Raw genomic sequence first — 23,033 nt, 5'->3', positions numbered from 1 at the left:
GCCTGGACGCCGTCCTCACCGCGCCGCTCCCGGCCGACCCGCAGCACCCCCTCCCGCCGCCGGCACCGGTGCGCGACCTGGCGGTGGACCGGCTGACCGCGGGCTGGCCGGGCGGACCCGACGTGCTGCGCGGGCTGACCGCCGGCGCCCGGGCCGGCGACGGCTGGCTGGTGGTGCGCGGCCCGTCGGGCAGCGGCAAGTCGACGCTGCTCGCCGTCCTCATGGCCGCGCTGCGCCCGCGCGCCGGCCGCTACGACCTCGCCGGCGCGGACACCCGGCGGATGTCCGGCGACGACCTGCGCACCCGCCTGGCCTGGCTGCCGCAGGAGGCGCACGTCTTCGACTCGACGGTCCGGGCGAACCTGGCGGTCGCCGCGCCCCGGGGCGCCTTCGCCGGCCCGGACGGCGAGGCCCGCATGACCGCGGCGCTCACCGCCACCGGGCTGGGTCCGCTGCTGGCCTCGCTGCCGGCCGGCCTCGACACCCGGGTCGGCGCGGGCGGCACGGCCCTGTCCGGTGGTGAGCGCCGCCGGCTGGCGGCCGCCCGTGCGCTGCTGGCCGACCGCGACGTCGTGCTGCTCGACGAGCCGACCGCGCACCTGGACCAGCCCACGGCCCGGGCGCTGGTCGGCGACCTGCGCCGGGCGCTGGCCGGTCGCGTCGTGGTCTGCGTGACCCACGACGACGACGTCGCCGACGCCGGTGACACCGTCGTCCGCCTCGGCGAGACCCTCGCGCCCAGCACCCTGTGAACCGTCGTACCCCTGCGGCACCCTCCCCCGCATGGACGCACCCCTCACCGGCTCCGTCTTCCTCGGCATGAGCGTCGACGGGTTCATCGCCCGGCTCGACGGCACGCTCTCCTTCCTCGACCCCGAGGGCGGCGGCGGCCCGCCCGACGACGGCGCGGGCGGCGACTTCGGCTTCGCGGAGTTCGTCGCCGGCATCGACGCCCTCGTCATGGGGCGCAGCACCTACGAGTTCATCGCCCCGTTCGCGGAGTGGCCCTACCAGGGCAAGCCGGTGCACGTGCTCAGCACGACGCTCGATCCGGCGGCCGACGAGCGGATCACCGTGCACCGCTCGCTCGACGAGGCCCTGGCCGCGCTCACCGCGGCCGGGGTGCGCCGGGTGTACGTCGACGGCGGCCGGACCGTGCACGCCTTCCTGCGGGCCGGGCTGGTCGACGACCTCACGCTCTCGCGGGTGCCGGTGCTCATCGGCACCGGCCTGACCCCGTTCGGCGAGCTGGCCGCCGACATCCCGCTCGAGCACGTCCGCACGCGGACGTTCGGCGGCGGGATGGTGCAGTCGACCTACCGGGTGCGCCGCTGAGTCAGGCGGTGGTCACGTCGACCGGGATCTCGTCGCCCAGCTTCGCCCCTTGCAGCAGCGCCAGGTCGTCGCCGCTCCAGAACTTGCCCGGGTCGTACCAGTTCTGCGGCCGGGACGACGGGAGCAGCCCCATCGCCGTGTAGGTCGCGGCCACCAGCTCGGCGCAGTACACCGCCTCCGCCGAGGTGCGCCGCCGCAGCCGCCCGTTGATCCAGCCGGAGGCCAGCCCGCGGGTGGTCGGGAACGGCTTGCCGTCCAGCCGGGCGATCGTGCGCAGGACGGCGTCCTCCATCTCCGGTGTCACCCCTCCGTCGTCGGCCACCCCGATCAGCTGGCGCAGCCAGGCCTGCTGGCCGTACTTCCGCCGCCAGGTGGTGACGGCGTCGCGCAGGTCGTGCAGCTGGACGCCGCGCTGGTGCTCACCGGTCCACACGTCCGGCAGCGACCGGCCGAGCTCCGCGTGCCACAGCAGCGGCGGCAGGTCCTCGACCACGACGGCCATGCCGACGTGGTTGACCGGAGCGTTGGTCACCGCGCGGATGGCGCGGTCGGCCACCGAGAACCCGCGGAAGATCCAGACGTCACCGGTGCGGGTCTGGTCGACCGCCTCATCGAGCGAGAGCGCAGGCACGGGGCGCTACGTTACGGAGGTGCGCCCCTGGAAGCTGCTCGGACTGGCCGGCCTCGCCGGTGTCGCCGCCACCGGTGCGGTCATCGCCCGCAACGAGCGGCAGCGCCGCGCGCTCACCCCCGACGACGTGCGGGCCCGGCTGCACGAGCGGCACGCCGCCCTCGCCGTCGTCCCGGATCCGCCGCAGGAGCCCGACCGGCCCTCGATCGCCGAGCTGCGCGCCGGCCGCACCCACCGGGTCGCCCGGCTGCTGCGGCGCCGCTGACAGCTCGGTCAGATGCTGCGCCAGGGCCCCTCGGTCGCGTTGCCCTCGGGCCGGGACGCCAGCACGTTCCCCGTGGTCGGCGGCGTCTCGTCCTTCGAGATCGCCAGCTGCTGCAGCAGCGGACCGACCAGCAGGTCGTAGACGCCCGGGAGCAGCCGGAAGCCCGCGGTGACGACGTGGTTGAGCACGCCCGCCTGCACCACCCGTCGCGGGCGGTCCAGCGTGGCCAGCACCCGCCGGGCCACGCGGTACGGGGAGTACGTGGGCGGTGGCGGCCGGCCGGTGTTGCCCGTCCAGGACGCTGCCTGGCTGTAGATGGGGGTGTTCACCCCGCCCGGCTGGATCATCGAGATCGAGATGCCCGGCTCGTCGCGCGTCTCCAGCTGCAGGCTGCGGACCAGGCCGTGCTGCCCCCACTTCGCCGTCACGTAGCTGCCCATGAGCGGTGTCGCCACGTTGCCCAGCAACGAGTTGACGACGGCGAGGTGGCCGAGCCCCTGCCGCCGGAACACCGGGAGCACCACCCGGGCCACGTTCGCGGTGCCGTGGACGGCGGTGTCGACGACGGTCTCGTAGACCTCGCGCGGCACGTCCTCGATCCGCCCGTAGGCCATCACCTGGGCTGAGTGGACGACGACGTCGAGGCGGCCGAACCGGCCGGTCGCGGCGGTGACCGCGGCGCGCACCTGGTCCTCGTCGTTGACGTCGCCGGCGCAGACGACGACCTCCCCGGCCCCCGCCGCCCGCATCTCCGCCGCGGCCTCCTCGAGCGATCCCCGATCGCGGGACATCAGCACCAGCCGCGCGCCGCGCTCGGCGAGCTCCAGCCCGGTCGCCCGACCGATGCCGCTGGACGCGCCGGTGATCAGGACTGTCAGCGGGCCGGCGTCGGTGGGGATCGGCATGCGGCGGGGGCTACCCCCTCCCCCGACCGGTCATGCGGGCGGGGCGACCTCGTCCAGGCAGGCCAGCAGCCAGCCGGGGCCGGTGACGGCCGTCCCTGCCGGCAGCCGCTGCCGCAGCCCGCGGTCGGCGGTGACGGCGAGGACGTCCGCTCCGTCCGCCGCCAGCTCGGCGGCCCGGGCGGCCAGGGCGTCGTCGCCGCTGCCGTCGGCGCGCACCACCTCGATGGCGTCGGGTGCACCCGCCGACCGCGCCTGCCCCTCCAGCACGGCGACGACGCCGGCGCAGCGGACCGGTGTCCCGTCCGGCCCGGCCAGCGTGCGTCCCGGCAGGACGGCGAGGCGGGCCAGCAGCCGGGCGGCGGCCGCGGACCGATCGCGCCACCAGCCGTCGGGCCGGGCGCCGACCACGTTGGCCGCGTCCACCAGCAGCACCGTCATCGTCCCCACCGCCGTTCCCCCGAGCGGGCGAACCTGCCCGCCGGGCCGTTTGCGCCCCCTCGGGTCGGGCATGAGCCGCCGTCAGCAAGGGGGATCCGTCGCAGCACCCGACCGAGCCGAGGAGCCCATCATGGCGGGAAACCACGCCGCACCCGAGCACGACGACCGCACCGTGGCGATGCCGGCAGCGACCACGACCTCCACCCCGGCCGCCAGTCGTGATCCCCTGACCGCCCAGCGCGAGCGCTTCGGCGGCCTCAGCTGGGGCGCGGCGTTCTTCGGCTGGCTGTCGGCCAACGGCCTCGCCGTCCTGCTCATCGCGCTGCTGGGCGCCGGCGGGGTCGCGTTCGGCCTGGCCCGGGGTGTGGACACCGCCGACGAGGCCGCCGAGCGGGCCGAGACGATCGGCCTCGGCGGCGCCATCGCCGTCCTGGTCGTGCTGTTCCTCGCCTACCTCGCCGGTGGCTACGTCGCCGGGCGGATGGCCCGCTTCGACGGCGTCCGCCAGGGGGTGGCGGTCTGGCTCATCGGCCTGGTGGTCGTGCTCGTGCTCGCCGCCGCCGGCGCGATCGCCGGGGCGCAGTACAACGTGCTGGAGGAGCTGGACCTGCCACGCATCCCGATCGACGAGGGCACCGCGACCACCGGCGGCGTCATCACGCTGGTGGCGATCCTCGTCGCCACGCTGCTGGGCGCCGTGCTGGGCGGCAAGGTCGGCGAGCGCTTCCACCGCAAGGTCGACCGCGCGGGGTTCCCTGCCTGAACCGACGCTCCTACGCTGCGCGGCATGTGCCGGAACATCCGACCGCTGTCGAACTTCGAGCCGCCGGCCACCGACGACGAGGTTCGCGCCGCGGCGCTGCAGTACGTCCGCAAGATCAGCGGGACGACGAAGCCGTCCCGGGTGAACGCCGAGGCCTTCGACCGGGCGGTCGAGGAGATCGCCGCGGCCTCCGCCCGGCTGCTCGAGTCCCTGGTCACGACCGCGCCGCCCAAGGACCGGGAGGTCGAGGCGGCCAAGGCGCGGCAGCGGGCCGCCCTGCGCTACGGAACCTGATGCTGAGGGTCGCCTAACCTGCAGCGGTGACCGCCACCGCGACGACGGCTCCGCCGGACGCGCCGCCGTCGACCGGCCGCCCCCGGGCGTGGTCGGCGCTCGAGCTGCTGCCGCCGGCGGTGCTCGCCGTCCTCGGCGTGCTGCTGCTGCTCCCCGGCCACGGGCTGTGGTTCGACGAGCTCTTCACCGCCGAGGTCGCCCGCCTGCCGCTGGGCCGCATCGTGGAGGCGATCACCACCGGCGAGGCGACGGCGAGCTACCTGGCGGGCGTGCCGCCGGCGTACAACGCGCCGTACTACCTCGTCGTCCACGGCTGGATGTCGCTGCCGGGACTTGGGGGCGACACGTCGCTGCGGGTGCTCTCCCTGCTGGCGACGGCGGGCGGCGTCGCGCTCGTCACCCGCGCGCTCACCCGGCTGGCCGGCCGCGTGACAGGTGCCCTCGCCGGCACGGTCCTCGCGGTCAACCCGCTGCTGCTCGAGCACTCGGTCGAGGCCCGCAGCTACGGCCTCGCGATGCTCGCCACCGGCGCGACGGTGCTCGGGCTGGCGCGCTGGCTGCAGGAGCCGCCCCGCGGGCTGGTCCTGTTCGGTGTGGCCGGCGCCGGGATGGGGCTGGCCCACTGGTACGCGGTCACGGTGCTGGCCGCCTTCGTCGTCGTCGCGCTGGTGCTCCGGGGGCGCCGGGCGCTGCCCGTGGTCGCCGTCGGCGCCGCCGCGTCACTTCCCGCCGTGGGCTTCGTCGCGCTCGCGGTGCTGAACGGGACCGGTTCGCGCAACGCCGAGCACCTGCGCGACACCGGCGGACGGCTGTCGGGGTACGCCGTCGAAGCCTGGGCGGCGGGGAGCTTCCCGCTGCTCGCGCTCACCGTCGGGCTCGCCGTCCTGGGCGCGGCGCGCGGCGTGGGCGAGGCTCGGGCGGTGGCCGCCGGGTGGGCGCTCGTCCCGCTCGTGCTGCTCACCGCCGCCGAGCTGCTCCGACCGGTCTACCACCCCCGCTACCTGCTCGCCGGGCTGCTCGGGGTCGGGGTCCTCGCCGCGCTCGGTGCGATGTCCGCGCCCCGCGCCGCGCGCGCGCCCGTGGCCGCCCTGCTCGTCGCCTTCTCGCTGCTGGCGGCCGCCCCGCTGGCCGACCGGCCCCCGCGCGAGCGGGCCGACGACGTCGCGCGGCTGCTGGCCGAGGTGCACACGCCGGGCGAGCCGATCGTCGCCGCGGACATGCGGTCGGCCATCGGCCTGGACCACTACGTGCGGCTGCTGGCCCCGCAGCTGCGCCCCGACGTGATCCTGCCGCCCGACGACGCCCCCGCCGGCGCCGACCGCGTCTGGCTGGTGCGCCGGATCATGGACGGCGCGCCGGAGGGCAGCGACGACGACGAGATCCTCACCGGGGCCGGCCTCCGGGTCGTGCGCACCCACGAGTTCCCCGCAACGAAGTCGCCGCTGATCGTGCAGGTCTGGGAGCGCTGAGCGGCGGTCAGCGCCGCCGCCGGCGGACGTGCGCCGCCCACAGCAGCGAGCCCACCGACTGGCGCAGCCGAGCCCGGGCCGACCACGCCGACCGGCCGACGGGCCGCGGGTCCCGCTCGACCGGGATGCTCACCGTCGGCAGCCCGGCAGCGGGCACGGCCAGCACCACGCTGGGTGCCCCCTGCTCGGTCACCGCGGTCACGACCGCCGCCCGCACCTCGGGGCCCATCGCGAGGAACGCCCCGGCGTCCGGTGGCAGCGCGGTCAGCCGGGCGGCCACCCGGCGGTGCAGACCGCCGGTCAGCCGGCGGACGGGGCTCTCGTAGCGGCCACGCCGACCGGCGAACACCGCGCCGACGTCCCCCTGCGCCAGGCGGTCGAGCAGCTCCGGGATCGCCTCCGGCGGGTCCTGCAGGTCGGCGTCCAGGCAGACCCACACGTCGGCGTCGGGCTCGGCGGCCAGTCCCGTCGCCAGGGCGCGGTGCTGGCCCACGTTGTCGGTCAGCCCGAGGACGGCGATCCGGCAGTCGTCCCGCGCGAGCGCGCCGGCCACCGAGGCGCTGTCGTCCGGCGAGGCGTCGATGACCAGCCGCAGCCGCCAGGGCCGCCCGTCCATGGCGGCGGCCACCCGGTCGGCCAGCGGGCGCAGCGTGGCGGCGTTGCCGTACACGGGCACGACGACCGCCACCCGCGCCGGCGTCACGTCAGGTCCCGGACCGTGGCCCACGTCCGCGCCAGCCCCTCGGCGAGGTCCACCGTCGGCGCCCACCCCAGCAGCCGGCGGGCGGCACCGGGATCGGCGACCCAGTCGGTGGTGTCCCACTCGCGGCCCGGGTGCGCGCCGGGTGCGGTCGCGATCGTCCGGCCGGTCACCTGCTCGGCGATCGCGACCAGCTCCTCGGTGCTGGTCTGCACCCCGGTACCGATGTTGAGCACCGTGCCCTGCGGCAGCTCGTCGTCGTCGGCGGCCCGGACGCAGGCGTCGACGACGTCGCCGACCCAGACCCAGTCGCGGCGGCTGACCCGGGCCGGCAGCGGCACGGTGCGGCCGGAGCGGGCCGCCTCCAGCACCACCGGCACCAGCCGGGTGGGGTGGTCGTGCGGCCCGTACACCTGGAAGGCGCGCAGGACGACGGCCCGGACCCCCCGCTCGGCCGCGGCCGCCCGCAGCAGCAGCGACCCGGCGGCCTTCGTGGCGCCGAAGAACCCGCGCGGCTCGAGCGCCGCGGCCTCGGTGAGCGGCCGCGACGAGGCGGCGTACTCGGTGGAGGAGCCGAGCCGGACGACGGCCCGGCAGCGGACGGGCAGGGCGTCCACCAGCCACGGACTGGTGTTGACCGCGACGGTGGCCGCCCGCTCCGCGGCGGTGGCCTTGGCGCGGGCGGCGGCGAGGGAGAAGACGACGTCCGGGTCCGCCGCCCGCACCGCCGCCGTGGCGGCGGCCGGATCGGTGAGGTCGACGTCCCGCCGTCCGAGACCGACGACGTCCCAGCCGTCCGCACGCAACCGGGCGACCAGGTGGCGTCCGACGAACCCGCCGGCGCCGGTGACCAGCGCTCTCACGCCGACTGCGGCAGCGGTGGTAGCGGCACGACCGGGCCGGGGGTCACCGGCTCCCCCACCACCGCGCGCACGAACGCCGCCCGGTGGCGGGCCCGGGTCGCGTCGTCGCGACGGCGCAGCGCCTCGAGCGCCGCCAGCAGCCGGGGGACCTCGACGTCGGGGTCGCGGCCGGCCATGTCGGCGGTGAAGGCCCGCCGCAGGAAGGTGAAGGACGCTCCCAGCCGGACCAGCTCCCCCGCCAGCAGGGACGCGGGCACGGGATCACCGCCCTCCGGCAGGGTCAGCCCGGCCACCCCGAACGGCTGACGGGACTCGGCGCGCACCGCGTCCACGGTGCCGTCGACCAGCGGCCGGAACAGCTCGGTGGAGCGCCGGTCGATGCGCAGGTCGTTGAGCCCGACGTAGACCCGCGAGAGCGGCCGCGCGGCCAGCGCCGCGGCCCGGCGCACCGCGTCCTGGGTCTCGACGAGGATGCCCAGCCCGCAGCGGCCGGCCACGAGGTCCAGCGTGCGGTCGACCTCGTCGGTCGTGCGGACCATGGAGAGCAGGAGTTCGTCGGCGCCGCCGTCGAGGGCCTGCTCCACCTCGGCGGCGGTCCAGGGGCCGTACCCGTTGATCCGGCACAGCAGGCGGCCGTCGGTCGCGGCGCGCATCCGGACGAGGTCCTCGACCGTGTCGGCGTTGATCTGGGTGCCCTCGCCCTGCTGCCGTCGGGCCTTCCCCCGCCGTTCCCAGTCGACGATGATCCCGGCCGCCCCCGCGGCCACGACCTCGCCTCCCCAGGTGGGGTGCACGGAGAAGAGGAAGAGGTCCACGGCGGGAGCTTAGGTTGTCCTAACCCGGATCGGCGAGCGCCCCTCCGGAGCTGCCTCGCTCGTCGGGAAGGCGAGGGCGGTGCCGCGCACCGAGACGACGACGGCGTCCCCGGGGGCCGGCACGTCGCTGCCCTCCACCCGGGCGCTGATGGTGACCCCGGACGGCAGGCCCAGCCACACGCGGGAGTCGTGCCCGTAGAAGTCGACGCTGCGGACGCGGGCCACGCCGTCGCCCTCGACCGGTGCGGAGAGCCGCAGCTGCTCGGGACGCAGCAGCAGGCGGGCCGGCCCGTCCGGGGTCGCCGGGTCCACGGCCACCTCGCCGAGGGCGCAGTGCGCCCGCCCGCCGCGCACCTCGCCGTCCAGCACGACGGCCTCCCCGACGAACGTGGCCAGCTCGAGGTCGGAGGGGCGCTGGTACAGCGTCCGCGGATCGGCGAGCTGCACCAGCCGGCCGCCGCGCAGCACCGCCACCTCGTGCGCCGTCGAGAGCGCCTCGGCCTGGTCGTGGGTGACCAGCACCGCGGTGGCGCCGGTGGCGGCCAGCGCCGCGGTGACGGCCCGCCGGGTCTCCTCGCGGAGCGCGGCGTCGAGCGAGGAGAACGGCTCGTCGAGCAGGACCAGCGCGGGTTCGGGGGCCAGCGCCCGGGCCAGCGCCACCCGCTGCTGCTGGCCGCCGGAGAGCTGGTGCGGCGACCGGCCGGCCAGCCCGGCGTCCAGACCCACCAGGTCGAGGAGCTCGCGGATGCGGCCTGCGTCCCGGCGCGATCGGCGGGGCAGCCCGAACGCGACGTTGGCGGCGACGCTCAGGTGCGGGAAGAGCCCGCCCTCCTGCGGGACGAACCCGATCCCTCGGCGGCGGGCGGCGACGGCGCGCCCGCCGCCGGCCACGACGCGGTTCCCGATCGCGATCCGGCCGCTGTCGGGGTCGTCGAACCCGGCGATCAGCCGCAGCAGCGTGGTCTTGCCGCACCCCGAGGGGCCCAGCAGCGCGGTGAGCCGGCCCTCGGGGACGTGCAGGTCCACCCCGTCGAGGACCTGGGTCGGGCCGAAGGACTTGGTCAGGTCCTCCACGGTCAAGGAGCTCATGTCGTCAGACCTCGTCGGGCATCGCGGGAGAGCAGGACTGTCGCGGGGGCGCTGAGCAGCACCATGACGACGGCGTAGGGCGCCGCTGCCCCGTACTCCAGCGCGCTGCTCGCCGACCAGAAAGCGGTGGCGAGCGTGGTCGTCCCCGTCGGGGCGAGCAGCAGGGTCGCCGTCAGCTCGGTGACGACGGCGAGGAAGACCAGCGCGGCACCGGCGCCGAGGCCGGGTGCCAGCAGCGGCAGGGTGACCCGGCGCAGCCGCTCGGGCGCGGAGGCGCCCAGCGACGAGGCGACGTCGTCGTAGAGCGCAGGTACCTGCTCGACGCTCGAGCGGACCGTGACGATCGCCCGCGGCAGGAAGAGGATCGCGTAGGCGGCGATGAGCACCGGCACCGTCTGGTAGAGCCACGGCGCGGCCTCGATGCTCAGGGTCACCAGCGCCAGCGCCACGACGATGCCGGGCACCGAGCTGCCGAGGTAGGTGCTGCGCTCGAGCAGGGTCGCCGTCCGGCTCCGCGCGCGCACGGCCAGCCAGGAGGTGGGCAGCGCCATGGCCGTGGTGACGCCCGCAGCGACGGCCGCCAGCCCGAGCGTCGAGAGGGTGGTGGCGCCCAGGGCGGACCAGTCCAGGCCCGTGGAGGCGCCCCGGACCATCCAGTGGCCGAGGCTCCACAGCGGCACGCCCAGGGCAAGCCCGACCAGCGCCGCGAGGCCCGCGAGCGCCGGCAGGGTCAGGGCGCCGAGGTCGACGGGCCGCACCGGCCGGACCGCGCCACGGCCGGTGCGCGCGTACCCGCGCGAGCCGCGCAGCCGGAGCTCGGCCAGCAGCAGGAGCAGGCAGAGCAGCACGAGGACGCCGGCGAGCATGGTCGCGCCGGGGCCGTTGAAGGTGGCGCGGTACTGGTCGTAGATCGCGGTGGTGAACGTCGGGTAGCGCAGCATCTGCAGCGCCCCGAACTCGGCGAGCAGGTGCAGCGCGACCAGCAGGCTCCCCCCGAGCAGCCCCACCCGGAGCTGGGGCAGCTGCACGCGCAGGAACACCTGCCAGCTGGACAGGCCGAGCCCGCGCGCGGTCTCCTCCAACGCCGGGTCCAGCCCGCGGAAGGCCGCGTAGACCGGCAGGTAGACGAACGGGAAGTAGGACAGGGTGACGACCAGCAGCGCGCCGGCGTAGGTGTCCAGCCCCGGCAGCAGCGAGATCCACGCGTAGCTGTTGACGAAGGCCGGCACCGCCAGCGGCGCGACGAGCAGGACGTGCCACACCCGGCGGGCGGGCACCGAGGAGCGCTCGACCAGCCAGGCCGCGCCGACGCCGAGGACCGCGCAGCCGGCCACGGTGCCGGCCACCAGCCGGCCGGTGTTCCAGAGCAGCTCGGCGACCCGGGGACGGAACACCAGCTCACGGATGCCGGTCCAGCCGACGTCGATCGTGTAGCCGGCGATGTAGCCCAGCGGGAGCAGCGCGAGCGCGGCCACGCACACGGCCAGCGCGAGGGTGACCGGGGAGCGCCGCAGCCGCGGCGTCGAGCCGCCCCCGGACGGCCGGGAGCCCGGGGCCGCCGGTGGGATCGGCGCCCCGGGGCCCGGGACCGGCAGCGTGGGTGCGGTCAGAGCAGCCCCACTTCCTGCATGAGCTCGGTGACCAGTCGCGCGTCGAGCGAGCCGGGGTCGACGTCCGGCGCCTCCAGCTCGGCCAGCGGCGGGAGCGCCTCGGCGGAGGCGACGCCGGTGCCGACGGCGTACTCCAGGGCGCTGCTGTCGGCCAGCCGCTCCTGCGCGGCCCGGCTGGTCAGGTACTCGACCAGCCGCTGGGCCTCCTCGGGCTGGTCGGAGGAGGCGAGCACACCGGCCCCGGAGACGCTGACGAACGCGCCCGGGTCCTGGTTGCGGAAGTAGTGCAGGTCCGCGTCGTCCCCGATGAGGCCGTTCTGCGCCCGGTCCCGGAACCAGTAGTAGTGGTAGGTGATGCCGACCGGCACCTCGCCCTCGTCCACCGCCTTCATGATCGCGGTGTTGCTCGCGTAGACCTCGGCGTTGCGGGCCAGGCCGGTCAGCCAGGTCCGGGTCGCCTCCTCGCCCTCGAGCGCGAGGACGGCGCTGACGATCGCCTGGAAGTCCGCACCCCCGGCGGCGATCGCCACCCGGCCCTCCCAGGCCGGGTCGGCGAGGTCGAGCATCGAGGCGGGCAGCTCGTCCTCGGCGATCTCGTCGGGGTTGTAGATGAGCGTCGTGGAGCGGGCGGCGAAGCCGACCCAGTTGCCCGAGGACGGCCGGAACTGCTCGTCGACCTGCGCGAGCGTCGACTCGTCCAGCGGCGCCAGGAGCCCGGCCCTGTCGACGACGTCGATCGCGGGGCTGTTCTCGGTGAGGAAGACGTCGGCCGGCGAGGCGTCGCCCTCCTGCACGATCTGGTTGGCCAGCTCGGAGTCGTTGGCGTCCCGGAACTCCAGCTCGATGCCGGTCTCCTCGGTGAAGCCCTCGAGCATGGCCCGGACGAGGCTCTCGTGCTGCGCGCTGTAGACGGTCAACGTCTCCGCGTCGCCGGCCCCCGCATCGCCGCACGAGGCCAGGATGGTGACGGCGGCCAGGCCGGCGACGGCAGCGGCAGCGCGGATGGATCGGGTCACGCTCGACGACCTCCAGGAGGCGAGAAAGGCAAGGCGTACCTAACCATGTTGTACGCCTGCCCGTCCCACCCGTGCACTACAAAGGACGGCGTGCACCCCTCCTCCGGCAGCCCGGGCGGCCCGCACCTGCGCCGAGCCCGCTTCGCCGAGCTGACCCCGTTCGAGGTGTACCGGCTGTGCCGGCTGCGGGTCGACGTCTTCGTGGTGGAGCAGCAGTGCCCCTATCCGGAGCTGGACGGCCGGGACACCGAACCCGCGACCGAGCACCTGTGGTTCGAGGTCGACGGCGAAGCCGCGGCCACCATCCGGGTGCTCGACGACGGCGCGACCAGGGCGATCGGACGGGTCGCCACCGCCTCGGCGTTCCGCGGCGAGGGGCTGGCCGCCCGGCTGATCGAGCAGGCCGTCGCCGACCACGGCGACGTCCCGCTCACGCTCGGCGCGCAGGCGCACCTGGAGGGCTGGTACGAGCGGTTGGGCTTCCGGCGCAGCGGCCCCGGCTACGTGGAGGACGGCATCCCGCACGTGCCGATGCGCCGGGAGCCCGCATGAACGACGCCGACCTGCTGCGGGAAGCCGCCGACCGGCTGGAGCGGCTCGCGGCCCGCACGACCGGCGGCGACTGGCGGCTCGGCGGGCTGCTGGCCTCCCGGCCGGAGGTGATCGCGCACGGTCCGGACGGCGGCACCGAGCACGTCGCCGAGGCCCGCGCGGGCACCGGCGCCTGGATCACCGCCCTCTCCCCCGCCGTCGCCGCTCCGCTGGTCGCCTGGCTCCGGTCCGCCACCGAGGACCCCGACCCGGCAGCGGTTGCGCTGGCCCGGGTGCTGCTCGACCGGCTGCCCTGATCCGCGCGGTGCGGCAGCGGCCCTCGTCGTCGACGGCGACGGTGGCTACGACACCGCGCGGTCGAGGTCGCCCGGCGAGGACCGGATCAGCCGTCCAGCGACCGGGCGCAGGCGGCGGCGCGGTCCAGCAGCAGCGCACGCTCCCGCTCGTTGCGGGTCAGTGACGCGGCCCGCTCGAACTCCGCCCGCGCCTCGTCCGGCCGGCCGAGCTGCTCGAGCAGGTCGCCGCGGACCGTGGGCAGCAGGTGGTAGCTGCTCAGCGCGGGCACGTCGGTGAGCGCGTCGACCAGCTCGAGCCCCGCCGCGGCGCCGTACGCCCGGGAGACGGCGACCGCCCGGTTGAGCTCCACGACCGGGGAACCGGTGCGCCCCGCCAGCGCCTCGTAGAGGGCGGCGATCCGCGCCCAGTCGGTCTCCTCCACCGTGCGCGCCCGCGCGTGGCAGGCCGCGATGCCGGCCTGCAGTGCGTAGGACCCGAGCCCGTCGCGCGCCGTCTGCTCCGCCCGCTCCAGCGCCGCGAGCCCGCGGTGCACGAGCACGCGGTCCCAGCGGCCGCGGTCCTGGTCGGCGAGCAGCACCGGCTGACCGTCCGGGTCGATCCGGGCCGCGAGGCGGGACGCCTGGATCTCCATGAGCGCCACCAGGCCGTGCACCTCGGACTCGCCGGGCACCAGCCCCGCGAGGATCCGGCCCAGCCGCATCGCCTCCTGGCACAGCGCCGGCCGGGTGAGGTCCTCGCCCGCGGTGGCCGAGTACCCCTCGTTGAAGACCAGGTAGAGCACCTCGAGCACCGAGGAGAGTCGGGCGGTGACGTCCTCCCCCGCCGGCATCTCGAACGGCACGCGCGCAGCAGTCAGCGTGCGCTTGGCCCGCACGATCCGCTGCGCCAGCGTGCTCTCCGGCACGAGGAACGCCCGGGCGATCTCCCCGGTGGTGAGCCCGCCGACGAGCCGCAGCGTCAGGGCGACCCGGGCCTCGCGGGAGAGCACCGGGTGGCAGGAGATGAACACCAGGCGCAGGACGTCGTCCTCGACCACCTCGTCGAGCTGCGCCGCCCAGTCGGGTTCCTCCGCCTCGGCCAGGTCGCGGCCGAGCAGCGCGGTCTTGCGGCGCAGGTTCTCCGACCGCCGGAAGGTGTCGATCGCGCGGTGCTTCGCGGTGGCCATGAGCCACGCGCCCGGCCTGGCCGGCACACCGGTGTCCGACCACTGCTCCAGCGCGGCGAGCAGCGCGTCCTGGGCGAGGTCCTCGGCGAGGGCGACGTCACCGGTCACGCGGGTGAGCGCACCGACGATGCGGGCGGACTCCATGCGCCAGACGGCGTCGACGACGCGGTGCAGGTCCGCTGTCGTCGACACCGTCGAGGTGGGCGCGTCGGTCATCAGCCCTCGTTCCGGGCGGCGACGGTCGCCCGCATCTGCTCCTCCTTGGCGCGCAGCTCGGGAGTGAGGGCGTCGCCGAAGTCGTCCTCGGTGAAGACCTGGCGGACCTCCAGCTCGCTGTCCTTGAAGGGCGCCTTCTTGATCCACTCGAGGACCTCCTCGCGGGAGGAGACCTCGAGGATCCAGAAGCCGGCGACCAGCTCCTTGGTCTCGGTGAACGGCCCGTCGACGACGGTGGCGCCGCCGTCCTTGTCGAACCGGACCTTGGCGCCCTTGGAGGTCGGGTGCAGCCCCTCGCCCGCCAGCATGACGCCGGCCTTGACCAGCTCCTCGTTGTAGGCGGTCATCTCGGTCAGCTCCTGCTCGGTGGGCATGACGCCGGCCTCGGTGTCCGCGTTGCCCTTGACGATCACCATGAAGCGCATCGGAGTTCTCCAGTTCGGTCCGAGCGGGGCCGGTCCTCTCGACCGGCTCGGGGCCCGCTCTACCTTGACGTCGAACGGGCGGCAGCGGAATCGACACGTCCGCGATAAATGTTCCCGGGACCCGGTCGAGTGGCCCGGTGGCATGACCGGACGGGCCCCTGGGCAGGGCGTTCGCATGACCATCGACGTGTTCCTGCTCGTCGGCGGGCTCCTCGGCATCGGGGTGGCCGCGCTGTCGGGCCGGCTGCGCCGCCTGCCGATCTCCGAGCCGCTCATCGGGCTACTGGTCGGGATCGTGATCGGCCCCGCGGTGCTCGACCTGCTCCCCGTGGCACCGATGACCGAGGACCAGACCTGGCTGCACACCGCGTCCCGGCTGCTCCTGGCGATCTCGGTCATGGCGGTGGCGCTGCGGTACCCGTTCGGCGACGTGCGATCGCGGCTGCGTCCGGTGCTGCTCCTGGTCGCGGTCGCGATGCCGGCCATGGCGGTGATCACCGCCGGGCTGTCCGCCGCGTTCCTCGGCGTGGGCCTCGGCGCCGCCGCGCTGCTGGGTGCCGCGCTGTGCCCGACCGATCCGGTTCTCGCCTCCAACGTCGTGACCGGCGCCCCCGCGGAGGAGGACCTGCCGGCGCGGAACCGGCAGATCCTGTCGCTGGAGTCCGGCGCCAACGACGGGCTGGCCCTGCCGCTGGTGCTGGTCGCCGTCGCGCTCGCCGGCCCGATGAGCACCGGCGCCGCCGTCCTCGAGTCGCTCTGGCAGGTGGCCGGCGCGGTGGCCGTGGGCGTGGCGTTCGGCTGGCTGGGCGGGCGGGCGCTGCGCGCCGGGGAGGAGCACGGCTCGACCGACCACGGGCCGCTGGCGCTGTTCACCGTCGTCCTCGCCTTCGCGGTGCTGGGCCTGTCGGGGATCGTGAAGGTGGACGGGGTGCTCGCGGTGTTCGTCTGCGGGCTGGCGTTCAACCTGGTGGCCACCGGATCGGAACGGACCACCGACGCCCCCATCGACGAGGCGATCAACAGGTTCCTCGTCATCCCGCTGTTCATCGCCGTGGGGGCCGCCCTCCCCTGGGCGGCCTGGGCCGACCTCGGCTGGCAGGGACCCGCGCTGGCCGTCGCCGTCCTGCTGCTGCGCCGGATCCCGGTGCTCCTGCTGCTGCGCCGGCCACTGCAGCTCGGGTTGCCCGACGCGCTCCACCTGGGCTGGTTCGGGCCGATCGGGGTCTCGGCGCTGTTCTACCTGACGATGGAGGCCGACCGGCTGGGCGCCGATCCGACCGTCTTGGCCGCCGGCACGCTGGTCGTGGCGGCGAGCACGGTGGTGCACGGCATCACCGCCTCCCCGGGCCGGGAGCTCTACCGCCGGGCGGTCGACCGCCGGGAGGACCAACGCCAGGAGACCCCGGCTCAGTCCTGAGGCACGTGGTGGTGCGCCTCGGCATAGGCGGCCAGCACCTCGTCGGTCGATCCGCGCACGTGGAGGAACTGCTCGTCCAGCACCCGGGCGAGGTCGTCCAGCGCGGTCTGCAGGAGCCCGGCAGCGACCCGGACGTCGCGGCGGGGCGCGGCCCGCCCGGTAACCGCGAAACCGGCCGCGACGACGACCGTCGCCGGGAGTGCCGCGTCCTCGTCCCGGTCCCGGAAGTAGAACGTCTCGGTGTACTGGGTGAGGTCGACGCGCGCCTGCGCCAGCTCGGCCGCCAGGCTCTCCAGCAGGGGCGCGGCGAGCGCCGAGTCGGGATCGTGGAGCAGTTCCTCGGGTGGTACGGAGCGGAGCATGGCCAGCCGCACGGCGGTGGCCCGCCGCCGGATCAGTGCGGGGTAGACCTGCAGCACCCAGGTCACCGAGGCGGTGAGCAGCCCGAAGCCGATGAGTGCCTGGACCGGGACGGCGATCCGGAGCCAGCCGCTGTCCGGGACGACGTCGCCGAAGCCGAGCGTCGCCAGGCTGACCGCCGAGAGGTAGACGGCGTCGAGCGCGTCATTGCGGGCGCTCACGTCGATGCCGCTCTGGAAGACAAATCCCTCGGGCAGGTGCGGCGCGTAGACGAGGGCGCCGCCGGCCACCAGCAACGTGACCCACACGAGGATGACCAGGGAGAGCGCAACGGGCCCGGTGAGGACGCCGCCGGCGCTGCGGCCGCGGCGCCGTCGTCCCACCCGCCAGACCGCCTGCATGACCCGTGCGCTGACGCTCCCCCGACCGCTGGGGTGCCACAGGGTGTGGAAGATGTCCCGGAGCGCCACGGCGACGACCAGCACGCCGACTGCGGTGACCGACCACTCCACCCATGCCATCGGCGTCAGGCTGCCAGAGTTCGGCAGGTCCGGCGCGGCGGCTAGGGGCCGGCCATGTGGTTCGACTCCTGGTCCGACATCGCCCGCGTCCTGGCCGTGGGCGCGGCCGCCTACGTGACCGTCGTCGTCGTCCTCCGGCTGGCCGGGAGGCGCGCGCTGTCCAAGCTCAACGCCTTCGACTGGGTGATCAGCGTGGCGCTGGGCTCGACGCTGGCCACCATCCTGCTCAGCAGCGACGTCTCCTGGGCGGAGGGCGCCACGGCGCTGGCCCTGCTCGCCGGTCTGCAGTTCGTCGTCACCTGGACGACGACCCGGTTGCCGGACGGGCGCTCCGTGATCACCGCCCCACCCACCCTGCTGCTCAACGACGGCCGCCTGCTCCCGGACGCCCTCCGCGCGCAGCGGGTGACCGACGACGAGGTCCGGCAGGCGGTCCGGGCGACCGGCAGCGGGGACCTCGGGGACATCGCCGCCGTCGTCCTCGAGTCCGACGGTTCGCTCAGCGTCATCACCGCGGCGCAGGCAGGGAACCGATCCGCGCTGGAGGGAGTGCACCGGGCCTCGTGACCGGTGCACGTGTGCCCGCACCGGCGCCGGGTAGCCGCGCTCCATAGCTGACGACGCAGCGGCGGGCGGGTTCGCGCAGCGACTGGGCGTGCGGGTGGAGGAAGCCGACGACGGGTCGGCCCGCATCGTCTTCGAGGCCCGCGAGGAGCACCTGAACCCGGCGGGGACGCTGCACGGCGGCGTGCTGGCCACGCTCGTGGACACCGCGATGGGGACGGCGGTGCGCACGGCCACCGGGGACGACGACGTGCCGGCGACCAGCCAGCTCACCGTGACGTACCTGCGACCGGGGAAGCCGGGGCCGCTGGAGGTCACCGCCCGGGTGCGCACACGGGGCGAGCACCTGACCGTCTGCGAGGCCGACGTCGAGCAGGACGGGCGCGCCATCGGTCACGCCGTCGCCACCTTCGCCCTGCTGCACCCCTGACCCCATTGGTCTCCTGCCGATTCAGGAACGGCGCTCCGAGCGGTAGCGTGGGCAGCCTCCGCACGGTTCTCCGCTGCGGTGTCGCCAGGAGGCACCCCGTTACCGCCGATGACGAACGCTGCGCCGCAGAGCTCCCCGAGCCGCCGACTCCCGCCCAGGAGGCGGTGGAGTGCCCCGAGTGCGGCGGGCCGATCGCTCCTCGGCAGATCGCGACGTGGGGGCACGGCCGCCCCTGCCGCACCGCCGACTCGCGGTCGATCCAGCCGTTGCGCTGGTAGCGCGAGCGGTCAGCGCGGCCGGACGCCCGCCAGTTCGCGGGCGGAGGCAGCGGCGTCGTCGTCCAGCGCATCCTCGACCGCCTCGAGGAAGAGGTCCCAGGCCTGCTGCGGGGTGACCCCCAGCGCCCGGGCGATCTGCTCCCACTCGGCACCTCCGCGCAGCGCCGCCCGGATGCCGATGAGCCGGCTGTCGTGGGCCTTGCGGGAGACCACCTCGCCCAGCGCCAGCAGCTCCAGCGCCTCGTGGGTGTCCAGCGAGGTGTCGGAGGACTTCAGCGCGCTCCAGTCGTCCTCGTCGGCGTCCTGCACGGTGTTCAGCGTGGTGCTGCCACTGTCACGACGGCTGAGGAAGTCGAGCCGGGTGGCGGCGGTGGTCAGCGACTCCGCCGCCAGGTCCTCGGGGGTGATGCTCATGCCCAGGGGTGTCCCCCGGCTTCCCGGCGCGCCAAACCGGACGGGGACGTTTCTCACCCGCCCGGTCCACCGGTTCACCCTCTGCACACGCGACGGCGCCCGCACCCCGGGAGGGGAGCGGGCGCCGGCGTGCCGTGGTGCCTCAGCTCTGGACGCCGACGGCTTCCTTCGCCAGCGAGGCGAGCTGGGTCTGCAGCGCGCTGATGACGCCGGCCCGGTTCTTGTGGGCCTCCTCGTAGGCGATGACGACGCGGATGTCGCGGGGCTTCGTGAGGCTCTTGGCCCGCTTGACCGCCTCGTTCACCGTCAGCGAGTCGTAGTCCTGGATCGGCAGCTCGTCGGAGCTGACGTGGCCGAGCTCCTCGCGGGCGGACCGGGCGGCCTGCGCGGCGTCGCGGTTGCCCTCGCGGTCGGCGACCTGCTCGGCCCGGCGCAGCGTGGCGCCGCGGCCGGCGGTGAGCGACTCGCGGACGGCATCGCTCAGCGCAGCCGCGCGGTCGGTGACCGCGGAGAACCTGTCGGAGGTCTCCTCGCCGGCCTGCCGGACCGTGTCGACGGCGTTGTTGACGGTGTTGGCCCAGAAGCGGACCGGCGCGTTCACCGCGCGGGCCACGCCACCGGCGACCTTCTGCACCGGGGTGGGCACGAGGGCGACGGGGCCACCCATGGCCTCCTCGGCGAGGACGACGGTCAGCCACTCGACGGTGGCCGAGTGCGCCTCGACGAGCTTCTCGGCGAGCTTCCGCACCTCGGTCTCACCGGCGTGGTCGGCGAGGACCTTCAGGTACGTGGCGCGGTCGAGCAGCTGGTGCTCCAGCTGCAGGTCGGTGAAGAGCGCCTCCTCGAAGGGGGCGACCTGCTCGAAGGTGGCCTTGAGCACCGCCGACAGCCGGCCGATCGCCGGGGTGACGACGTCGGGGACCCCACCGAGCGCGCGCAGCTGGTCGGTGATCTCCAGCGTCCGCGCGGCTGCGTTGTCGGCGTTCTGGGTCAGCTCGCGACGCACGGCGTCGGTGCGGGCCTGCGAGATGCGGGTGCGGGCGACCTGCTCCTCGGTCTGGGTGAGCAGGACCAGCGCGCGCAGCTGGTTGATGAGCTTGGCGTTGGTGTTGCTCATGGGAAAAACAGCTCCGTGTGGATCGGGGATGACCTGACGTCTCTGGTCATGCCCCGATCCACCCCACTGCTAACTCCTGCAAGCACATTGCTAGCAGTGAGACGGGTCACCCACGCGGCTCGCCCTCGGCAAGCGAGGACCCCGGTCAGCCGACTCGGCTGGGCAGCTGCTCGTGGCGCGGAGAGCGCGGCCGCACGTCGAAGCGGAGCACCGGCTGGGTGTCGTCGTCCATGAGGTGCTGCGGTGCGAGGCGCACCCGACGGGCCGGCAGCAGCGACGGGGGCAGGAGCTTGCCGCAGCCCACGCAGTAGCGGCCCCGCTGCTCGACGGCATTGCAGTGCGTGCAGGTCATGACGCCTCCTCTGTCGGACTCGGTCAGGTCGGACCCTCCCAGGCCGGCCGACCGTTCCCGGACCGTTCGGACCCCGTGGGACGACCTGTAACGGGACCGTCACCTGCATGTCGGGCGCGAGGTGGGGCACAGGGCGCGCCCAGGACCTCGACCAGCCGATCCAGGAACGGCACCTGGCCTCCGACCAGCTTGGTGCGGGCCTCGGCGAGGTCGAACCAGGCGGCGCGGTCGATCTCGGGGAACTGCTGGATGCGTCCGGACCGGGGTGGCCACTCGAGGTCGAAGGTGTTGCTGACGCAGGCCCCGGCGTCGAGGTCGCCTTCGGCCGCCCACACGGTGAGCACCTTTCCGGAGGCGCGCAGGCGGCCGAGCGGGACGAGCTCGCTCGCCGGCACCGGCGAGCCGAGCTCCTCCGCGAACTCCCGGTGGGCGACGGCCAGCGGCTCCTCGTCGGGGCCGTGCTCGCCCTTGGGGATCGACCATGCCCCGGCGTCCTTGCGCGCCCAGAACGGCCCACCCATGTGCCCGAGCAGGACCTCGCGGCCCGTTGGGCCGAGCCGGTGCAGCAGGATCCCCGCGCTGGTCTTGGGCACGCCGACGAGTGTGCGCCGGCGGTCAGACGATGCTGGTCTCGGTGACCCCCAGGCTCTCCCAGTATGCGTTGAGCGCGTTGTTGGTCTTGACGAACCAGACGAACGGCCCGACCAGGATGAAGATGCCGGGGAAGAACCAGAGCCCGGTGAGCGCGGTGACCGGCGGTTGCTGGCCGCGGCGCTCGTAGAGCTTGCCGACCTCGTTGCTCAGCAGGAAGGGGTTGGCCAGACCGAAGATGATCGCGATCAGCAGGGCGACGATGCCGCCGAGGCCCTCGCCGGTGTGCCGCTTCATCTCCTCGTGGGTCTGGAAGTAGTAGATGAAGGCCCAGATCCCGAAGGTGACGAAGAACAGCAGGATCGTCATCCCGGTGGGCCGGCGCTTGCCGAGCGCGCCGTCGACGGGTGCGTACTGCGCCCACGAGGGCGGGGCGGGCATGGCTTGGCCGTAGTTCGGGGGCGGAGGCGGCGGAGGCGTTCCGTAGGACTGGGTCTGCCCGACGTCCGGGGTTCTGTAGTTCGGCGGGGGCGGCGGCGTCTGGGGGGTCGGCGGCGGTGACGCGGGCTCGTGCTCGTGCGTGGACATGCCGGCTCCTTCCGTCGGGATCACGACGGCCGCATTGTCCCGCCGTGCCCCCTGCGATGGGGGGTTCCGCGGCGCGGTGCGGAAACGCGGACCGGCCGCGCCGTCGCGGTGCGACGACACGGCCGGTCGAGGTGTGGGCGGGCAGCCCGTGCGGGTCAGCCCTGGGCGCCCTGGCTCCGCCAGTACTCGTTGAGCGCGCCGTTGGTCTTCACGAACCAGACGATCGGCCCGACGACGAGGAAGATCCCCGGGAAGTACCAGAGGGCGGTCACCGCGCTGACCCGCTTCTCCTGGCCGCGGCGCTCGAAGAGCCCGCCGACCTCGTGGCTGAGCAGGAACGGCGAGACGATGCCGACGAAGAACGCGATGACCAGGGCGAGCACGCCGCCGATGCCCTCGCCGCTGTGCCGCTTCATCTCCTCGTGCGTGGCGTAGTAGTAGTACAGCGTGTAGATGCCCAGCGTGACGATCGCGAGCAGGATCGCGATCCCGGTGGGGCGCACCTTGCCCGCGGGGCCCTGGGGCTGGGCGTACTGCGCATGCGCGGGCACGCCCGGCGCCGGGTAGTCGTAGGACTGCGTCTGCTGGGCCTGCCCGTCCTGGGCAGCCGGCTGGCTGGCTGGCGTGGTCATGCGCCCGCTTCCTGTGAGTGGTCGGCCGGTTACTCCGGCCCGGGCGGAACCTAGGGGAACCGAGCGGTCCTGACCAGCACCTGCGCGACTTCAGCGTCCGCGCCACTCCGGACGGCGTTTCTCCAGGTAGGCCGCGATGCCCTCGGCGCGGTCCTCGCTGAGGTACGGGTTGGGGCCGACGTCGAGGCGCAGCGCCTGCCACAGCGGCAGCTCCACTCCCTTGACCGCGGTCTCCTTCATGCGCCGCACGCTGATGGGGGCGTTGCCGGCGATCGTCTCGGCCAGCCCCAGCGCGACGGGCAGGACCTCCTCGGCCGGCACGAGCCGGTTGACCAGTCCCCAGCGCTCGCCGACCTCGCTCGTGACGTACTCGCCGGTCAGCAGCATCTCCATGGCGATGCCCATGGGGATGCGCTTGGGCAGGACGACGGAGCCGAAGTTGGCGCCCATCCCGATCGTGGCCTCCGGCAGCCCGAGCTTGATCCCCGGTGCGGCGATGCGGATGTCGCAGGCCAGCGCGAGCTCGAACCCACCGGCCACGGCATGGCCCTGCAGTGCGGCGACGATCGGCACGGGCGTCTCGGTGACGACCTCGAACACCGACCGGCCGGGGCGGTTCATCGGTGGGCGGAACCGCTCGCCCCGCGCGTCCTGCTCCCGGATCTCCTTGAGGTCGAATCCGGCGCAGAAGGCCGGGCCGTTCCCGGTGAGCACGATGGCCCGCACGGTGCCGCCCCCGGCGGCGTCGAGGAGCTGTTCGACCAGGTCGGCCTGCAGTTCGGTGGAGAGGGCGTTCCGCCGCTCGGGCCGGTCCAGGGTCAGGACCCGCACGTGCCCCCGGTCCTCGACGACCAGGCCCGACTCGTACCGCTGCTGCTCGCTCACGGCCCATTCGTACCGGTCCGCCTGGTCGATGCTCCA

Annotated in this window: 30 protein-coding genes; 11 read left to right on the top strand and 19 right to left on the bottom strand. The window is 74.8% G+C overall.

Going from position 1 to position 23,033, the window contains the following annotated elements:
* Positions 1-752 (top strand): ATP-binding cassette domain-containing protein (locus A6V29_RS08125; RefSeq protein ID WP_137159838.1); only part of this gene is annotated, 752 nt, incomplete at its 5' end.
* A gap of 31 nt (positions 753-783) precedes the next feature.
* A complete protein-coding gene (locus A6V29_RS08120; protein ID WP_137159837.1) occupies positions 784-1,335 on the top strand; it encodes a dihydrofolate reductase family protein in 552 nt (183 codons plus the stop codon).
* Between the two features lies 1 nt (position 1,336).
* Here the strand turns inward: A6V29_RS08120 and A6V29_RS08115 are convergent, their stop codons facing one another.
* Positions 1,337-1,966 (bottom strand): hypothetical protein, encoded by a 630-nt coding sequence (locus A6V29_RS08115; RefSeq protein ID WP_137159836.1) that lies wholly within the window; start codon positions 1,964-1,966, stop codon positions 1,337-1,339.
* 19 nt (positions 1,967-1,985) lie between these two features.
* Here A6V29_RS08115 and A6V29_RS08110 point away from each other — a divergent pair, with 19 nt between their 5' ends.
* On the top strand, positions 1,986-2,231 hold the full coding sequence (locus tag A6V29_RS08110) for a hypothetical protein (protein WP_137159835.1): 246 nt from the start codon (positions 1,986-1,988) through the stop codon (positions 2,229-2,231).
* 8 nt (positions 2,232-2,239) lie between these two features.
* Here A6V29_RS08110 and A6V29_RS08105 read toward each other — a convergent pair whose 3' ends face one another.
* Both A6V29_RS08105 and A6V29_RS08100 read right to left on the bottom strand, forming a co-directional pair.
* Complete coding sequence (locus tag A6V29_RS08105) at positions 2,240-3,136, bottom strand: SDR family NAD(P)-dependent oxidoreductase (protein ID WP_137159834.1); 897 nt, start codon at positions 3,134-3,136, stop codon at positions 2,240-2,242.
* Positions 3,137-3,166: 30 nt separating this feature from the next.
* The gene (locus A6V29_RS08100) at positions 3,167-3,574 is read right to left on the bottom strand and encodes a hypothetical protein (RefSeq protein WP_137159833.1); all 408 of its coding nucleotides are present in this window, start codon (positions 3,572-3,574) and stop codon (positions 3,167-3,169) included.
* 130 nt (positions 3,575-3,704) lie between these two features.
* On the opposite strand from A6V29_RS08100, the gene A6V29_RS08095 reads away from it, so the two are divergent.
* The 3 genes from A6V29_RS08095 to A6V29_RS08085 are packed head-to-tail and all read left to right on the top strand — an operon-like array spanning position 3,705 to position 6,100.
* Complete coding sequence (locus A6V29_RS08095) at positions 3,705-4,337, top strand: hypothetical protein (RefSeq protein ID WP_249933107.1); 633 nt, start codon at positions 3,705-3,707, stop codon at positions 4,335-4,337.
* Positions 4,338-4,361: 24 nt separating this feature from the next.
* Entirely contained in the window at positions 4,362-4,631 is a 270-nt protein-coding gene (locus A6V29_RS08090; protein ID WP_137159832.1) for a DUF2277 domain-containing protein, read from the top strand.
* A 26-nt stretch (positions 4,632-4,657) separates the two neighbouring features.
* A complete protein-coding gene (locus A6V29_RS08085; protein WP_137159831.1) occupies positions 4,658-6,100 on the top strand; it encodes a glycosyltransferase family protein in 1,443 nt (480 codons plus the stop codon).
* A gap of 7 nt (positions 6,101-6,107) precedes the next feature.
* Here the strand turns inward: A6V29_RS08085 and A6V29_RS08080 are convergent, their stop codons facing one another.
* From A6V29_RS08080 to A6V29_RS08055, 6 genes are all read right to left on the bottom strand, one after another.
* The gene (locus A6V29_RS08080) at positions 6,108-6,803 is read right to left on the bottom strand and encodes a glycosyltransferase (protein ID WP_249933106.1); all 696 of its coding nucleotides are present in this window, start codon (positions 6,801-6,803) and stop codon (positions 6,108-6,110) included.
* Positions 6,800-7,663: an NAD-dependent epimerase/dehydratase family protein gene (locus A6V29_RS08075; RefSeq protein WP_137159830.1), complete on the bottom strand. Its 864-nt coding sequence runs from the start codon at positions 7,661-7,663 to the stop codon at positions 6,800-6,802. The genes A6V29_RS08080 and A6V29_RS08075 overlap by 4 nt, the downstream gene beginning before the upstream one ends.
* Complete coding sequence (locus A6V29_RS08070; protein ID WP_249933105.1) at positions 7,660-8,478, bottom strand: aldolase; 819 nt, start codon at positions 8,476-8,478, stop codon at positions 7,660-7,662. The genes A6V29_RS08075 and A6V29_RS08070 overlap by 4 nt, the downstream gene beginning before the upstream one ends.
* Positions 8,479-8,487: 9 nt before the next feature.
* Positions 8,488-9,567, bottom strand: coding sequence for an ABC transporter ATP-binding protein (locus tag A6V29_RS08065; protein ID WP_137159829.1), 1,080 nt, complete (start codon positions 9,565-9,567; stop codon positions 8,488-8,490).
* Complete coding sequence (locus A6V29_RS08060) at positions 9,564-11,048, bottom strand: ABC transporter permease (RefSeq protein ID WP_249933104.1); 1,485 nt, start codon at positions 11,046-11,048, stop codon at positions 9,564-9,566. The genes A6V29_RS08065 and A6V29_RS08060 overlap by 4 nt, the downstream gene beginning before the upstream one ends.
* A gap of 125 nt (positions 11,049-11,173) precedes the next feature.
* Positions 11,174-12,193 carry an iron ABC transporter substrate-binding protein gene (locus tag A6V29_RS08055; RefSeq protein WP_137159828.1) on the bottom strand — a complete coding sequence of 340 codons (1,020 nt, stop codon included), beginning with the start codon at positions 12,191-12,193 and terminating at the stop codon, positions 11,174-11,176.
* 90 nt (positions 12,194-12,283) lie between these two features.
* Between A6V29_RS08055 and A6V29_RS08050 the strand changes: the two genes are divergently transcribed.
* Entirely contained in the window at positions 12,284-12,745 is a 462-nt protein-coding gene (locus A6V29_RS08050) for a GNAT family N-acetyltransferase (protein ID WP_249933103.1), read from the top strand.
* Positions 12,742-13,041 (top strand): hypothetical protein, encoded by a 300-nt coding sequence (locus A6V29_RS08045; RefSeq protein WP_137159826.1) that lies wholly within the window; start codon positions 12,742-12,744, stop codon positions 13,039-13,041. The genes A6V29_RS08050 and A6V29_RS08045 overlap by 4 nt, the downstream gene beginning before the upstream one ends.
* A gap of 86 nt (positions 13,042-13,127) precedes the next feature.
* On the opposite strand, the gene A6V29_RS08040 is transcribed toward A6V29_RS08045, so the two are convergent.
* Both A6V29_RS08040 and A6V29_RS08035 read right to left on the bottom strand, forming a co-directional pair.
* Positions 13,128-14,423: an RNA polymerase sigma factor gene (locus A6V29_RS08040; RefSeq protein ID WP_137159825.1), complete on the bottom strand. Its 1,296-nt coding sequence runs from the start codon at positions 14,421-14,423 to the stop codon at positions 13,128-13,130.
* Entirely contained in the window at positions 14,423-14,848 is a 426-nt protein-coding gene (locus tag A6V29_RS08035; protein WP_137159824.1) for a YciI family protein, read from the bottom strand. The genes A6V29_RS08040 and A6V29_RS08035 overlap by 1 nt, the downstream gene beginning before the upstream one ends.
* Positions 14,849-15,023: 175 nt before the next feature.
* On the opposite strand from A6V29_RS08035, the gene A6V29_RS08030 reads away from it, so the two are divergent.
* Complete coding sequence (locus A6V29_RS08030; RefSeq protein WP_137159823.1) at positions 15,024-16,265, top strand: cation:proton antiporter domain-containing protein; 1,242 nt, start codon at positions 15,024-15,026, stop codon at positions 16,263-16,265.
* On the opposite strand, the gene A6V29_RS08025 is transcribed toward A6V29_RS08030, so the two are convergent.
* Complete coding sequence (locus A6V29_RS08025) at positions 16,256-17,146, bottom strand: potassium channel family protein (protein ID WP_212719132.1); 891 nt, start codon at positions 17,144-17,146, stop codon at positions 16,256-16,258. The two genes, A6V29_RS08030 and A6V29_RS08025, sit on opposite strands and share 10 nt — an antisense overlap.
* Before the next feature lie 54 nt (positions 17,147-17,200).
* Between A6V29_RS08025 and A6V29_RS08020 the strand changes: the two genes are divergently transcribed.
* Together A6V29_RS08020 and A6V29_RS08015 are read left to right on the top strand one after the other, a co-directional pair.
* Positions 17,201-17,713, top strand: coding sequence for a DUF421 domain-containing protein (locus tag A6V29_RS08020; protein ID WP_137159822.1), 513 nt, complete (start codon positions 17,201-17,203; stop codon positions 17,711-17,713).
* A gap of 43 nt (positions 17,714-17,756) precedes the next feature.
* A complete protein-coding gene (locus A6V29_RS08015) occupies positions 17,757-18,140 on the top strand; it encodes a PaaI family thioesterase (RefSeq protein WP_137159821.1) in 384 nt (127 codons plus the stop codon).
* A gap of 287 nt (positions 18,141-18,427) precedes the next feature.
* On the opposite strand, the gene A6V29_RS08010 is transcribed toward A6V29_RS08015, so the two are convergent.
* From A6V29_RS08010 to A6V29_RS07980, 7 genes are all read right to left on the bottom strand, one after another.
* Positions 18,428-18,832, bottom strand: a complete 405-nt coding sequence (locus A6V29_RS08010; RefSeq protein ID WP_137159820.1) for a hypothetical protein — start codon at positions 18,830-18,832, stop codon at positions 18,428-18,430.
* A gap of 142 nt (positions 18,833-18,974) precedes the next feature.
* Positions 18,975-19,949 (bottom strand): ferritin-like domain-containing protein, encoded by a 975-nt coding sequence (locus tag A6V29_RS08005; protein ID WP_137159819.1) that lies wholly within the window; start codon positions 19,947-19,949, stop codon positions 18,975-18,977.
* A 145-nt stretch (positions 19,950-20,094) separates the two neighbouring features.
* The gene (locus A6V29_RS08000) at positions 20,095-20,301 is read right to left on the bottom strand and encodes a hypothetical protein (RefSeq protein WP_137159818.1); all 207 of its coding nucleotides are present in this window, start codon (positions 20,299-20,301) and stop codon (positions 20,095-20,097) included.
* Between the two features lie 23 nt (positions 20,302-20,324).
* Positions 20,325-20,894, bottom strand: a complete 570-nt coding sequence (locus tag A6V29_RS07995; protein WP_137159817.1) for an NUDIX hydrolase — start codon at positions 20,892-20,894, stop codon at positions 20,325-20,327.
* 22 nt (positions 20,895-20,916) lie between these two features.
* On the bottom strand, positions 20,917-21,480 hold the full coding sequence (locus A6V29_RS07990; protein WP_249933101.1) for a DUF4234 domain-containing protein: 564 nt from the start codon (positions 21,478-21,480) through the stop codon (positions 20,917-20,919).
* A gap of 155 nt (positions 21,481-21,635) precedes the next feature.
* Positions 21,636-22,112, bottom strand: a complete 477-nt coding sequence (locus tag A6V29_RS07985; RefSeq protein ID WP_212719129.1) for a DUF4234 domain-containing protein — start codon at positions 22,110-22,112, stop codon at positions 21,636-21,638.
* Between the two features lie 90 nt (positions 22,113-22,202).
* Complete coding sequence (locus tag A6V29_RS07980; protein WP_137159816.1) at positions 22,203-22,997, bottom strand: enoyl-CoA hydratase/isomerase family protein; 795 nt, start codon at positions 22,995-22,997, stop codon at positions 22,203-22,205.
* Positions 22,998-23,033 lie beyond the last annotated feature (36 nt).

This window comes from Blastococcus sp. CCUG 61487 (assembly GCF_005222955.1).
Classification (GTDB): domain Bacteria; phylum Actinomycetota; class Actinomycetes; order Mycobacteriales; family Geodermatophilaceae; genus Blastococcus.
This window is presented reverse-complemented; position numbering and strand designations above follow the sequence as displayed.

What these genes read in the sequence shown, in the direction of transcription:
- A6V29_RS08120 (WP_137159837.1), top strand. Translation starts at nt 784, where the DNA reads ATGGACGCACCCCTCACCGGCTCCGTCTTCCTCGGCATGAGCGTCGAC.
- A6V29_RS08105 (WP_137159834.1), bottom strand. Translation starts at nt 3,136, where the DNA reads ATGCCGATCCCCACCGACGCCGGCCCGCTGACAGTCCTGATCACCGGC.
- A6V29_RS08100 (WP_137159833.1), bottom strand. Translation starts at nt 3,574, where the DNA reads ATGACGGTGCTGCTGGTGGACGCGGCCAACGTGGTCGGCGCCCGGCCC.
- A6V29_RS08095 (WP_249933107.1), top strand. Translation starts at nt 3,705, where the DNA reads ATGGCGGGAAACCACGCCGCACCCGAGCACGACGACCGCACCGTGGCG.
- A6V29_RS08090 (WP_137159832.1), top strand. Translation starts at nt 4,362, where the DNA reads ATGTGCCGGAACATCCGACCGCTGTCGAACTTCGAGCCGCCGGCCACC.
- A6V29_RS08065 (WP_137159829.1), bottom strand. Translation starts at nt 9,567, where the DNA reads ATGAGCTCCTTGACCGTGGAGGACCTGACCAAGTCCTTCGGCCCGACC.
- A6V29_RS08045 (WP_137159826.1), top strand. Translation starts at nt 12,742, where the DNA reads ATGAACGACGCCGACCTGCTGCGGGAAGCCGCCGACCGGCTGGAGCGG.
- A6V29_RS08040 (WP_137159825.1), bottom strand. Translation starts at nt 14,423, where the DNA reads ATGACCGACGCGCCCACCTCGACGGTGTCGACGACAGCGGACCTGCAC.
- A6V29_RS08035 (WP_137159824.1), bottom strand. Translation starts at nt 14,848, where the DNA reads ATGCGCTTCATGGTGATCGTCAAGGGCAACGCGGACACCGAGGCCGGC.
- A6V29_RS08030 (WP_137159823.1), top strand. Translation starts at nt 15,024, where the DNA reads ATGACCATCGACGTGTTCCTGCTCGTCGGCGGGCTCCTCGGCATCGGG.
- A6V29_RS08025 (WP_212719132.1), bottom strand. Translation starts at nt 17,146, where the DNA reads ATGGCATGGGTGGAGTGGTCGGTCACCGCAGTCGGCGTGCTGGTCGTC.
- A6V29_RS08020 (WP_137159822.1), top strand. Translation starts at nt 17,201, where the DNA reads ATGTGGTTCGACTCCTGGTCCGACATCGCCCGCGTCCTGGCCGTGGGC.
- A6V29_RS08010 (WP_137159820.1), bottom strand. Translation starts at nt 18,832, where the DNA reads ATGAGCATCACCCCCGAGGACCTGGCGGCGGAGTCGCTGACCACCGCC.
- A6V29_RS08005 (WP_137159819.1), bottom strand. Translation starts at nt 19,949, where the DNA reads ATGAGCAACACCAACGCCAAGCTCATCAACCAGCTGCGCGCGCTGGTC.
- A6V29_RS08000 (WP_137159818.1), bottom strand. Translation starts at nt 20,301, where the DNA reads ATGACCTGCACGCACTGCAATGCCGTCGAGCAGCGGGGCCGCTACTGC.
- A6V29_RS07990 (WP_249933101.1), bottom strand. Translation starts at nt 21,480, where the DNA reads ATGTCCACGCACGAGCACGAGCCCGCGTCACCGCCGCCGACCCCCCAG.
- A6V29_RS07985 (WP_212719129.1), bottom strand. Translation starts at nt 22,112, where the DNA reads ATGACCACGCCAGCCAGCCAGCCGGCTGCCCAGGACGGGCAGGCCCAG.